This window comes from Labrenzia sp. ATLA3 (assembly GCF_057180185.1).
Genome location: NZ_JBXUKV010000004.1, coordinates 165262 through 177057 on the forward strand (window position 1 = coordinate 165262; position 11796 = coordinate 177057).

The 11796-nt window shown below is 59.3% G+C and carries 11 protein-coding genes; 5 read left to right on the top strand and 6 right to left on the bottom strand.

The genetic code is table 11. The features are described 5' to 3' along the window. The first annotated feature begins 164 nt into the window (after window positions 1–164). Entirely contained in the window at window positions 165–605 is a 441-nt protein-coding gene (locus AC2A6O_RS12220; protein ID WP_498927328.1) for a VOC family protein, read from the top strand. A gap of 114 nt (window positions 606–719) precedes the next feature. Beyond that, a complete protein-coding gene (locus tag AC2A6O_RS12225; RefSeq protein WP_148586442.1) occupies window positions 720–1382 on the top strand; it encodes a haloacid dehalogenase type II in 663 nt (220 codons plus the stop codon). A 93-nt stretch (window positions 1383–1475) separates the two neighbouring features. On the opposite strand, the gene AC2A6O_RS12230 is transcribed toward AC2A6O_RS12225, so the two are convergent. The 4 genes from AC2A6O_RS12230 to AC2A6O_RS12245 all read right to left on the bottom strand — a co-directional run bounded on the left by AC2A6O_RS12230 (window position 1476) and on the right by AC2A6O_RS12245 (window position 6693). Next, on the bottom strand, window positions 1476–1862 hold the full coding sequence (locus AC2A6O_RS12230) for a YkvA family protein (RefSeq protein ID WP_498927330.1): 387 nt from the start codon (window positions 1860–1862) through the stop codon (window positions 1476–1478). Between the two features lie 189 nt (window positions 1863–2051). After that, the gene (locus AC2A6O_RS12235) at window positions 2052–2477 is read right to left on the bottom strand and encodes a GFA family protein (RefSeq protein ID WP_498927332.1); all 426 of its coding nucleotides are present in this window, start codon (window positions 2475–2477) and stop codon (window positions 2052–2054) included. Between the two features lie 41 nt (window positions 2478–2518). Then, window positions 2519–4684: a methylmalonyl-CoA mutase gene (gene scpA / locus AC2A6O_RS12240; RefSeq protein WP_148586440.1), complete on the bottom strand. Its 2166-nt coding sequence runs from the start codon at window positions 4682–4684 to the stop codon at window positions 2519–2521. Further along, on the bottom strand, window positions 4681–6693 hold the full coding sequence (locus AC2A6O_RS12245; RefSeq protein ID WP_498927334.1) for a methylmalonyl-CoA mutase family protein: 2013 nt from the start codon (window positions 6691–6693) through the stop codon (window positions 4681–4683). Before AC2A6O_RS12245 ends, scpA begins: the two co-directional genes overlap by 4 nt. 498 nt (window positions 6694–7191) lie before the next feature. Here AC2A6O_RS12245 and AC2A6O_RS12250 point away from each other — a divergent pair, with 498 nt between their 5' ends. Beyond that, the gene (locus AC2A6O_RS12250) at window positions 7192–7893 is read left to right on the top strand and encodes a helix-turn-helix domain-containing protein (RefSeq protein ID WP_148586438.1); all 702 of its coding nucleotides are present in this window, start codon (window positions 7192–7194) and stop codon (window positions 7891–7893) included. A 215-nt stretch (window positions 7894–8108) separates the two neighbouring features. Here AC2A6O_RS12250 and AC2A6O_RS12255 read toward each other — a convergent pair whose 3' ends face one another. Both AC2A6O_RS12255 and AC2A6O_RS12260 read right to left on the bottom strand, forming a co-directional pair. Then, window positions 8109–8516, bottom strand: coding sequence for a DUF4332 domain-containing protein (locus AC2A6O_RS12255; RefSeq protein ID WP_148586437.1), 408 nt, complete (start codon window positions 8514–8516; stop codon window positions 8109–8111). Window positions 8517–8561: 45 nt separating this feature from the next. Continuing rightward, the gene (locus AC2A6O_RS12260) at window positions 8562–8954 is read right to left on the bottom strand and encodes a DUF2267 domain-containing protein (protein WP_498927337.1); all 393 of its coding nucleotides are present in this window, start codon (window positions 8952–8954) and stop codon (window positions 8562–8564) included. A 221-nt stretch (window positions 8955–9175) separates the two neighbouring features. On the opposite strand from AC2A6O_RS12260, the gene AC2A6O_RS12265 reads away from it, so the two are divergent. After that, window positions 9176–10735 carry a helicase HerA-like domain-containing protein gene (locus tag AC2A6O_RS12265; RefSeq protein WP_498927339.1) on the top strand — a complete coding sequence of 520 codons (1560 nt, stop codon included), beginning with the start codon at window positions 9176–9178 and terminating at the stop codon, window positions 10733–10735. A gap of 8 nt (window positions 10736–10743) precedes the next feature. Further along, window positions 10744–11691 (top strand): cation efflux transmembrane domain-containing protein, encoded by a 948-nt coding sequence (locus AC2A6O_RS12270; RefSeq protein WP_498927341.1) that lies wholly within the window; start codon window positions 10744–10746, stop codon window positions 11689–11691. Window positions 11692–11796: the final 105 nt, after the last annotated feature.

The following is an 11796-nucleotide window of genomic DNA, read 5'->3' on the forward strand; positions in this document are numbered from 1 at the left end:
AATCAAACATATTCGATATAAATTTTCCCCACCCCCTCAAGCAACCGGCAGGTGTGAGTCCCACCGCCTGGTCTGGCCATAACCCGCCTGATCTGCACCCAGGCCATTGACTCTCACCGTGCGAAGTTCTCTATATGTTCCTTCCTCAATCTTGGGAGAGCGGGATGGAACAGCGCATTTCCGTGACGACACTGGTGGTTGAAAACGTCGCCGAAACACGCCGTTTCTTCGAAGACGGTCTGGGATGGCAAGTCCATTCTTCACCTGGCCCCGACGTGGTGTTCTTTCAGGTTCCCGGCAGCGTATTTGCCCTTTATGGCCGCGCCTCGCTGGAAGAAGAGATCGGACGGCCTGTAACCGCCAGCCCCACCGGAGCGGTCACCCTCGCCTGGAACGGCAGGTCGGAAGCCGAAGTGGACCAAAGCTTTCTGAAAGCTCTGGCCGCTGGAGCAAGACCGGTCAAGGAACCCCAGAAAGCCTTCTGGGGCGGCTACTCCTCCTATGTGGAACTGCCGGGAGGCCACCTGCTTGAGATCGCCTACAACCCGTTCTGGCCGGTTGAGGAAAACGGCGCGATAACACTGCCACCTGTGCATAGCAGGTGACAATAGCGGGAAAAGTCGTGCCAGCGTCCTGTGTTGCAGATAGCGGCGCTTGACGCAGGAGGCCTCAGGTTGTTCTCTTCCGCCGTTTCGTGAAAGGACTTGGAGGTCTTGAAGATGGCGCATGCTGCTTACGTGTTCGATGCGTATGGAACCTTGTTCGACGTGCATGCAGCCGTCCGCAAACACGCGGAAAAACTCGGCCCGGACGCTCAGAGACTGTCCTCGCTTTGGCGGGAAAAACAGCTCGAGTATTCCTGGGTGCGCGCCCTGATGGGCAAGTACCTGGACTTCTGGGAGCTGACCCAGCAGGGCCTGGACACCGCGTTCGCCCTGGTGCCTTCCGCTGACAAGTCGCTGCGTGAAGACCTTCTCAGCGCGTATTGGGAACTTGACTGCTATCCGGAAGTGCCACAGGTCCTGACCAACCTGAAGGCGACCGGCGCGAAAATCGCCATCCTCTCCAATGGGTCTCCGGCGATGCTGGAAGCAGCCGCCAAGGCTGCCGGTCTGACGGAACTCTTTGACGAGATCTTTTCCGTCGATGACCTTCGAACCTTCAAGACCGATCCGCTGGTCTATGAAATGGTCACGACCCACTTCCGGATCTATCCGGAAGAAGTCTCCTTTCAGTCTTCCAACCGTTGGGATATTGCAGGCGCGACCGCGTTCGGCTTCCGCACGGTGTGGATGAACCGTATGGGCATGCCAGACGAATATCTCGACCTGTCTCCCAAAGCGGTGCTGGTCGATCTGACGGGACTTGCCACTCTCGGCTGACAGGACCTCCCCAAAAAAAGCTGGGAATGCCTCGGTGGAGGACTTCCCCTTTTTGCGAAACAGTCCCGACGAACCGGACAACGCGTCTGAGGGTCAGACCGGAAGAAGCCGCCAGATCCACACCATCATTGCCAGGGCCCCACCGGTCCAGACAAGCAGGACCAGTCCTGCCGCCATCCGGCTGACAGGCGGCCTGTCCTGTCTTCTGGCAGCTTCCGCCCGGCATTCGGCCATGACCTGCGGTGGAATGAGCCTCACCGCCAGATAGATGCCAAGCGGCACGAGCAGCAGGTCATCGAGATAACCGATCACCGGAATGAAATCCGGTATCAGGTCAATGGGTGAGAGAGCGTATGCGGCAATCGCGATGGCCAGCCCCTTCACATACCAGGGTACCCTCGGGTCGCGGCCAGCCAGATAGAGGGCATGAAGATCGCGCTTGATGCGCTTCGCCCAGGTTTTGATGGCGTCGCTCAACATGACAGACCACGTGCGCAGGAGCCGGACGTGCCCAAGCCGGACCGTATTCTGATCGACGACAACAAGGGCCCCACCCGCGTCTTAACGGAAATCCACTGGCGTATGGGGCCATATCTGTTCGGCATATACCAGGAACCGCCTGTTCCGTTCCATCAGTTACCCGCCAAAGAGAGGAACTGAACCACATCGTCAGCCCTGAGCCTTTTGGGGCGCCATTTCCTCGTAACAGTGCAGGCTGGTGTCGACAGGATCCCAAGACACTGCGCGCGAGACATAGATTGCCCGCGTCGGCTTGACCGCCTCCGGAGTGTCCAGGCTCGACGTCCGAACCACTACCAGCCCCTCCATTCCCGTGCGGGTGTGGAAGACCGGACTTCCGCAGACGGGGCAGAAACGCCGGTTGATAGAACGGCCGCTATCAGCGGTCTTGACGTATTCAGTCACCTCACCGGTCAGGACAAAGGCATCCTCATCGAAAACCGTATGGGTCGAATGACCGGTTCCGCCAAGTTTCCGGCAATCCGAGCAATAGCAGTGAACGGTCAGCTTGGGCGCCGCCTCACAGCGGTAGCGCACCCCCTCGCACAGGCAGCCACCGGTCAGCATCTCGCCCATGCAGCCACCTCCACGGCTCCTGTAGCTTTTTCAGCCCGGGCCTATTCAGCGGCTTCGGCGGACCCGTAACCGAGCTGTTCGTTCAGCTTGCCGATCAGGCCGATGGCCGCTTCGGCAATCACCGTGCCCGGTGGGAAGATCGCAGCCGCGCCGGACTTGTAGAGTTCGTCATAATCCTGAGGTGGCACAACCCCGCCAACCACGATCATGATGTCTTCCCGGCCTTCCTCGGCCAGCGCCCGCCTCAGGGCTGGCACCAGCGTCAGATGCCCCGCCGCCAACGATGACACGCCGACCACATGCACATCGTTTTCAACGGCCTGCCTTGCAGCTTCTTCCGGGGTCTGGAACAGCGGTCCGATATCGACGTCGAAACCGAGATCGGCAAATGCGGAGGCAATCACCTTCTGGCCGCGGTCGTGCCCGTCCTGACCCATCTTGGCCACCAGGATACGCGGACGGCGGCCGTCGTTTTCCTCGAAGGCTTCCACCAGCTTCTGGACTTTCTCGATCGTCCCGGACATGGCCCCGGCCTCCCGTTTGTAGACCCCGGCAATCGACTTGATCTCAGCCTTGTGCCGGTCGAACACCTTTTCCATTGCCAGCGAAATCTCGCCCACGGTTGCTTTCGCCCGTGCGGCCTTGACGGACAGATCCAGCAGATTGCCCTCGCCCGAAGCCGCACATTGCGTCAAGGCTTCCAGAGCGGCCTGGGTCTCTGCTTCATTGCGTTCCTCGCGCAGGCGCTTGAGCTTGTCGATCTGGGCAGCACGCACCTGAGCATTGTCGACCTTGAGAACGTCGATCGCCTGCTCGCTGTCCGGTTTGAACTTGTTGACGCCCACCACCGTCTGCGCACCGCTGTCGATCCGCGCCTGGGTCTTGGCGGCGGCCTCCTCAATGCGCAGCTTCGGAATGCCCTTCTCGATGGCTTTCGCCATACCGCCGAGTTCTTCCACTTCGCGGATATGCGCCATGGCCTTCTCGGCAAGGTCGGCCGTCAGTTTCTCGACGTAATAGGACCCGCCCCAGGGATCGATCACCTGCGTCGTGCCGCTTTCCTGCTGCAGGAAGAGCTGGGTGTTGCGGGCGATACGGGCGGAAAAGTCGGTCGGCAAAGCCAGCGCCTCGTCCAGCGCGTTTGTGTGCAGCGACTGGGTGTGGCCTTGTGTGGCCGCCATGGCTTCCACACAGGTGCGGATGACGTTGTTGAAGACATCCTGTGCCGTCAGCGACCAACCCGATGTCTGTGAATGGGTACGGAGCGACAGGGATTTCGGGTTCTTCGGCTGGAAGTTCTCTTCCATCAACGTTGCCCAGATCAGGCGTGCGGCACGCAGCTTGGCAACTTCCATGAAGAAGTTCATTCCGATGGCCCAGAAGAAGGACAACCTTGGTGCGAACTGGTCGATGTCCATGCCGGCAGCGACACCGGCGCGGGCATATTCGATGCCGTCGGCAATCGTATAGGCCAGTTCCAGATCCGCCGTCGCCCCGGCTTCCTGCATGTGGTAGCCGGAAATGGAGATCGAATTGAAACGCGGCATGTTCTGGGACGTATATTTGAAGATGTCCGAGATGATCCGCATGGAGTGCTTGGGCGGATAGATATAGGTGTTGCGGACCATGAACTCCTTGAGAATGTCGTTCTGAATGGTGCCCGACAGATCCTTCTGGTCAACGCCCTGCTCTTCCGCAGCCACGATGTAAAGCGCCAGAACCGGCAGCACGGCGCCGTTCATGGTCATGGAAACGCTCATCTTGTCCAGCGGAATGCCGGAAAAGAGCGTGCGCATGTCATAGATGGAGTCGATTGCGACCCCCGCCATGCCGACATCGCCGGAAACACGCGGATGATCGCTGTCATAACCCCGGTGCGTGGCAAGGTCGAAGGCGACCGACAGGCCCTTTTGACCGGCGGCAAGGTTGCGCCGGTAAAAGGCGTTGGAATCTTCAGCTGTCGAAAACCCGGCATATTGGCGCACGGTCCAGGGCTGCTGAACGTACATGGTCGGGTATGGACCACGCAGGAACGGCGGCAGGCCGGGCCAGGTGTCCAGGTGCTTCAGACCTTCAAGATCCTGCGCGCCGTAGACCGGCGGAACCATGATGTCTTCCGGCGTCTGCCAACTTTCCTGAGTGCCGGCGTCCGCGGCCTTGACGATTTGCCGGAACGGCTTATCGGCGAAATTCGGGATCCTGCTCATGATTGGACCTCCAGATCTGTCAGCTCGAGCCCTTCACGGGTCTCCAGCCGGTCGAATGCATCCTTCAGCAGGGCCAGCAGATCGCACCCGGCGAAGACGAAGGCATCCACACCGGCCTTACGATAGGCATCTTCCCGCTCTCCCGGGCGGCCTGCAAGGTAAAGATAACCGGCACCTGCCGATTTCAGCGCGCGAGCCGCAGCTTCCGCTTCGGCCTCGTAAACATCGTCGGAGGATACCAGGCAGGCAAGCGCGGCGCCGCTTTTGCGGAAATCCGCAACAAGGTCTTCAACCGAGGCATAGACAGCAGGCCCCACGGAGGTCACCCCGCCAGCCGCAAAAGCATTTGCCGTCCAGGTGGCGCGGGCGGAAAACTGCGCAAGGCTGCCCAGAGAGGCCAGAAACACCGCCGGTGCATCCGACACGGCTTTCTCGAACGCATCGGCCCTGGCGCGCAACTGCTCGAAAGGTTCCGCTATCCGCGCCGTATCCAGCTTCGGCAAAGAATAGTCGCGCGGCAGAAGGTCCAGCCGCATTCCCAGCTCATTCAACGGTACGCCCTCAAGTGCAAGCTGGCGGAGAACGGCGAAGCGCTCGCCATCGTCGGGCTCCGGCAGGTCTTTGCGCGGCCCGCTCACACCGGCAATGTTCTCTTCGCTCGACTTCAGAACGGCGACCTTCTTTTCCGCAAGATCCGGAAACTCGCTCACGCCGGTGATCGGGCGTTTTCTGGTCGCAATCTTTTTGGCAACGCTGGTTCTGGCGACCGCGATACGCTCATGCACCAATCCGGTGCGCACCGCCTCGAACAGCCCGCCAGCCGCTTCGATTTCCTGGAAGAGACCCCAGGCAGCCTCGCAAACAGTGTTCGTTCGCTCCTCAATGGCGCCCGAGCCTGCCGCCGGATCAATGACCTTGGCAAGATTGCTTTCTTCCAGAAGGATCGTCTGCGTATTGCGGGCAAGCCTGCGGGCAAATCCGTCGGGAAGTCCGACAGCCTGCGTATGTGGCAGGACGCAGACACTGTCTGCCCCCCCGACACCCGCCGCGAAGGTCGCCACCGTGTTGCGCAGCAGATTGACCCAGGGATCCCGACGCGTCAGCATTCTGTAGGACGTTGACATATGAAGCTGCAGGCCCGCCTGCGGCAGCCCTGCCCCGTCCAGAACAGCCGCCCAGAGCGAACGCATGGCACGCGCCTTGGCAATCGTTCCGATCTGATCGGCTTCCGCGATCAGGCTGAATGAAATTTTGTCAGCCCATTGCTCGGGTGCAAGCCTCGTTCCCTCCAGCAACCGCAAATGCGCTGTCGCAGACGCCAACACCAGGGCAAGCTCCTGTGCGGGCGTTGCGCCTGCCTCATGCCAGATGCGACCGTCGGCCTTCAGGACCCGCGCCGGGCTGCCGTAATCATGAGTGGAGACCACCATGTCGCGGAAATGTCTGTAGGCCATTTCCATGTCGGCCAATGCGATGCCATTGAGTGCAACCCAGCCGTGGGGATCAACACCGGCCGTCAGGCGAACGTTCGCTGGATCGATCTTGCGTTTTTCTAGCAAAGCCAGAAGGGAGGCGAATACCTCGACGTTTTCCCGCCCTGCTTCGAAGCGCACATCAATGAGATCGAGTTCGACCCCTTTCAGCAGGCAATCGAGACCGGAAAGATCTTCGACCCGGATGCCATTCCCGTAGGAAGCAGCTGCCCCCCGGAAAATCAGATCGAGGCCGCTGGCGCCTCCTTCCAGATCTTCCAGAATTTGGGCATTTGCCTCGCTGGGGTCGGGAATATCGACCCGCTGAACCACGGACCAGTCACCGGCAGATGACCTCAGCGCCCGGGCGGGACTGTCCGTGCTGCGCTCATAAAGCGGAGCTATGTCCAGTCCGTCGTCCGTCTTTCCATAGAGCTTCTGTCGGGAACCGCCTTTCAGGGCCTTGTCCACGGCCGCCCACCAGGCCTCCGCGTCGGCAGAATAGAAACTGTCAGGTCCGGTAAAGCTGTTTGTCATGGCACTTACTCCCTGGCCCCGTTTTAGTCCCTGGCCCTGAAGCTTGGCAACTCAGCAGAATGGGTAAGGTTTGGGAGCTCCCCCAGTCACCGCAGGGTGAAGCCAGAACAACCATGAATTGCGAATCCCTGTCAGAATTAATTAGACGTATAAAAAATAAAATTCTCTACGAAATACGCTTTTCAACATACGCTTACGAAGACGTTAAACAGCACGCCAAAAGACTTTCGGGCTTCTTCTAGGCGGCATCTTGTCAATTTTTTGGCGGAATAAGCTAAGTTTGCCATTTTTCCCTATTGGTACGATCATCAATTGTATTGTAGCGTGTATCTGCTGACGCATGGGAATTTCTACCCTCATAACAAATGCGCGGCACCGGGGTCTGACACTTACCTGAATGGGTTTGGCGGTCACGGTTATCACCCATCAGCGGATGATCCGGCACGCGTCCGGACGCCCGCAAAGAAGCGGCCTCACAAGCCGCAAAGGATGTGCACAATGCTTGATCAAACGGAATTGAAGAGCAAGCTGAGAGCAATCTCGGAAGCAAATGCCGCCCATCATGTGCTCGATATCTTGGAATCGAACCTTCGCCGCATGGGGGCCACGCATATTCTGATTACTGGCTTGCCAATGCCGAACCGTCCGATCGACAATCTCGTTCAAAGGTTCCGGTGGCCCGATCAACGCAACGATGGAATTGAAAGCACTTCGCTTTCCGCAAATGACAGCGCTTTGATGCTCGGACTCGGCTCCAACCGGGCGCGCGTCTGGACAATCTCCGCCGGTGACATGGAGCATTCCGACCTTCTGGCATCCGCCGGAGAAGGAAGCCAGGTCCTCGTCATCCCCGTGACGGAACTCTATCCCTTCCAGGCCTTCGTATTCGCGAGCGGCCCGGCTCTCCAGGTCAATAAATACGATCTGTCCAACCTGGAAGCCCTCGCCGCTGCCGCCTTCTCGCGCCTGCGCGAACTCGGTGTGATCTCCGGACAGCGGCCGGGCGCCTTGTCGACCCGGGAACGCAGAGTTCTGGAGCTGACAGCCTACGGCAAGACCGCCGGCGAAATTGCAGACGTGCTCGACATCTCGCAGCGGACCGTCCACGCTCATCTGCAGAATGCCAGCGTCAAGCTGAACGCTTCGAACAAGACCCACACAGTGGTTGAAGCGCTTCGCTACGGCCAGATCAGCGTCTGACGTCGCATTCCGAGCCGACCTCTTTTCGCAGCTAACAACAGGCGCACTTCGGTGCGCCTGTTTTGTTTCAGCGCACAACCCGACAATCAATCCCCTCAGATCAGACCGTGTCCGGTTCGCGCTTCAGGCGGCAGATTCAACTGGCCAAACACCAAATGAAAAAGGCGCGCTCACCGCACGCCTTTATTGTCGCTCTGTAATGATGCTCGCCGACCTCAGTAGGTCATCATCGGCGGCAATTCCTTGGCCTGCTCGACCCATTTAGTGACCTGGCTTTCGCTCGGTACCTGGCGAACAAGCTTTTTCGCCTCATTCACTTCCTGCATCTTCTCCGCAAGATTTGCGGCATTGCGATGCTTCAGTTCCTTCACCGTGTCGACCCCGGCCGCTTCCAGAAGTTCTGAATATTCTTCACCGACACCGCTGATGCGCATCAGATCCGCCATGTTGGCCCATTTCAGTATCCGCTTGCCCTCAATGCCGGTTGCTTCTTCAAGTGCCTTGCGACCCTTCGGGTCCTTCGCACGTTCCAGATAGGCTTCCGTCGTCTTGATGCCTGCTTCGCCAAGCTTTGCAGCATAGGCCGGGCCGATACCTTCGATTTCATCGATGGAATAAGACATGTGCTCAGAACTCCCTAATCAACCGGTGACCGAACCTTGGGACAGTCAAACGATCTGGCTCAGCCCCGGAATTTGTGAAACCACTTCATTCACAACGTCGTCCCCTGCTTTTTCCTTAGCATAGGAAACGAGTTCTTTGACAACACTTTGCACGCCATCCATATCGAGGCCGGCATTGGTCAATTCATTCAGCGCGGCCATGGCGCCCATGCCACCGCCCATCATGCTTCCAAGGCCGCTCAGAAAGCCACCGCCGGATGCGGCTGCAGCCCGTGCCTCGACCAGTTCCTGCGCACCCGGAAGAGCATCGAAGATGAGCTGCATCTTGTCTTCCGGACCTTCCTTGTTCAGAAAGCCCAAGATAATGCCGATGGCGTTCTTGGCGACATCTTCATCAATGTCTGCTGCCGCCATGATCCGCTTGATGAGCTCTTCCATGAAAATCTCCTGATCAAATGACCGGCGCCACGTCATCCGGCGCCTGTTTGGCTTCTCTATACAAGCCCCAAGGTGTCCGCGTCGATGGTCAATTCCCTTTCTGCTCGACTATGCCGCATCCACCTTGCGTGCTTGCCCACCTGCACGTGGCAACAGAATGTTTCAATCTCGTCGCGAAAGGCTCTACGCTGCGGCAAGATAAAGGGATTCGGGGGAAACTCGTGACGGCGAAAGACAGTATTTTCATTGGGTCCAGCACCAGGGACGAAACCCTCACGCTCAAGCTTGCCAACCGCCACGGCTTGATTGCGGGCGCCACCGGTACGGGCAAGACCGTGTCGCTGCAGATCCTTGCCGAAGGCTTTTCAAAGGCCGGTGTTCCCGTCTTCTGCGCTGATATCAAGGGCGACCTGTCAGGTCTCGCGACAGCAGGCGTTTCCAAGGACTTTCTTGAAAAGCGGGCCAGCGATGTCGGCATTGCCGCCGACTATACTTATGAAGCCTTTCCCTCAGTGTTCTGGGACCTACTTGGCGAACAAGGCCACCCGATCCGCACCACAGTCTCCGAAATTGGCCCCCTGCTTCTGGCGCGCCTTCTGGAACTCAACGACACCCAGGAAGGCGTTTTGAACGTTCTGTTCGAATTGGCTGACGATGAGGGCCTTCTGCTGCTGGACCTGAAGGACCTCAGGGCCATGCTCGCCCATGTCGCGGAGCGTGCGTCGGAGCTGTCGAGCATTTACGGCAACGTCTCCAAGGCCTCGGTCGGGGCCATTCAGCGCCGGCTTCTGGTGCTGGAGCGCCAGGGCGGTGAGCACTTTTTCGGTGAACCGGCACTGGACATCCGGGACTTCATGCGCACAGCGCCGGACGGACGGGGCGTTGTCAATATTCTTGCAGCAGACAAACTCATGTCCGCTCCGCGCCTCTACGGTGTGTTTCTGCTCTGGATGCTGTCTGAACTCTTTGAGGAACTGCCGGAAGTCGGCGATCCGGAGAAGCCGAAACTGGTGTTCTTCTTCGATGAAGCCCATCTTCTGTTCTCCGGTGCGCCCAAGGCACTGATCGAAAAGGTGGAACAGGTCGTCCGGTTGATCCGCTCCAAGGGGGTCGGTGTCTATTTCGTCACCCAGAACCCGTTGGACGTGCCGGAGACCGTGCTTTCCCAGCTTGGCAACCGCATCCAGCACGCCCTGCGCGCCTTCACCCCGCGCGACCAGAAGGCCGTGCGGGCAGCGGCCGAAACCTTCCGCCCCAATCCGGACCTCAACACCGAACGGGTGATCACCGAGCTTGGCGTCGGTGAAGCCCTGGTCTCCACCCTGGAAGGCAAAGGCATTCCATCGGTTGTTCAGCGCACCCTGATCCGTCCTCCCTGTTCGCGGCTCGGCCCGGTTACCCAGGCAGAACGGCGCGCGCTGATCCAGTCCAGCCCGGTCTTCGGCACGTACGAGCGCACCCGTGACCGCACGTCGGCTTACGAGGTGCTGATGGGCCGCGCGGAAGAAGCCCAGCAACAGGAGCAGCGGCGCCAGGAAAAGGAAGACAGCTATGCCAAAAAGCATGGCGAGCCCCGCCGCTCCCGCTCCGGCTTCCAGCTCCCTGACTTTGGACGCGACGACAGACCCCGCCAGGAAAGCAGGAAGCGGCGCAGCAATCGCCGTAGCCAGCGTGACACGGCTCTGGAAGCGGGGCTCAAATCCGCTGCCAGAAGCATAGGCTCTTCACTTGGCCGGGCGCTGGTGCGCGGCTTGCTCGGATCCCTGAAACGAGGCAACTAGATCAAGCGATGTCGGCAAATGCGGCGCAGAACCTGGCAACCGAACGCAAAGCGCTTGTCGTCGGCAAATGGGCCAACCTGTTCATGGCCGCTGCCGGCCTCCTGACCGCATGGGCGTCCAGGTCAGATGCCATGCTGGTGGACGGCCTTTATTCGGCGGTCAACTTCATTTCCGCCATTGCGGCGGCACGCATCGGTGCAAGGGTCGGCCTGCCACCGACACGCTCCAGGCCCTGGGGACACGATTTCGACGAGGTGCTCTACGTCACCTTCCGAAGCCTTATCCTGATCGGCGTTCTCGTCTTTGCAGCCTTCGTCTCGATTTCGAAAATCTGGACCTTTTTTTCCGGAGGCGCGGTACCGCAACTGGCGTACGGGCCAATTGCGATATACGCGGTTGTCATCGTCAGCATCTGCCTTGGCCTTGCAGCCAATTTTCACCGTGCCTACAAAATCACCGGTCAGCGCAGCGCTATCCTGAAGACCGAGGCCCGCGCAGCACTCATCGACGGTGCGCTCAGTGTCGGTTCGGGCGCTGCCCTGCTCTCTCTGCCCTATCTGGAAGGCACGATCCTCGGACCTTTTGTTCCCATTGGTGATGCGGTCATCGTTCTGGTCCTGATCCTGGCAATCATCTGGCAGCCGCTGTCAACGTTCCGCACGACACTGGCCGATCTTGCCGGCGTCAGCGCCCCCAGCGGGACTTACGCCAAGGTCGCCCGCGCAGCCCGCAACCTTGCCCGCGAAAAAGGCTATCGACTTCATCGCGCTGCCGTTCTGCAGGCTGGACGCATGCATTGGGTGGTTGTCTATCTCGACCCAAAGAAACCGGTTCTTGCCGAGGAAATAGACCAGTTCAGAGACCTGCTCTCAGCCAGGCTCGAGGATGCGATCGGACCGGCACGGGTGGAAGTTGTCCTCACGGCGAGCGATTACACCAAACAAGGTCATCAATAATGCGGGTTGCCTGATTTCCCCCCGGGGTAACAGGATAGTTACCCCTTCCCGTTATGGCTGTAGTCGAAACAACGGGTAGATAGGCGCCATGCAATACCGAGTAAT